Below are 253 nucleotides of genomic sequence, written 5' to 3'. Positions count from 1 at the left end.
GATAGGCTAGAAGTGGAAGTGCAGCGATGCACGGAGCGGACTAGTACTAATCGGTCGAGGACTTAACCACGAGTAGTGGTGTTCATCGGTAAAAGAAATTGATATTGTCTAGTTTTGAGAGCATCAGTTCTCAATAGTGTGGTGGCGATAGCCTGAAGGATACACCTGTTCCCATGCCGAACACAGTAGTTAAGCTTCAGCACGCCAAGAGTAGTTGGGGGATCGCCCCCTGCGAGGGTAGGACGTTGCCACG

At 50.6% G+C, this 253-nt stretch carries 1 rRNA gene; it reads left to right on the top strand.

Annotated elements, in window-relative coordinates:
• Positions 1–137: 137 nt before the first annotated feature.
• Positions 138–253 (top strand): 5S ribosomal RNA (rrf, locus tag CES79_RS12520); the annotation flags it as partial.

The sequence above is a fragment of the Secundilactobacillus silagei JCM 19001 genome (assembly GCF_002217945.1).
Lineage (GTDB): Bacteria > Bacillota > Bacilli > Lactobacillales > Lactobacillaceae > Secundilactobacillus > Secundilactobacillus silagei.
The sequence above is the reverse complement of the archived record's forward strand: the minus strand, read 5'-3'. Positions and strand labels throughout refer to the sequence as shown.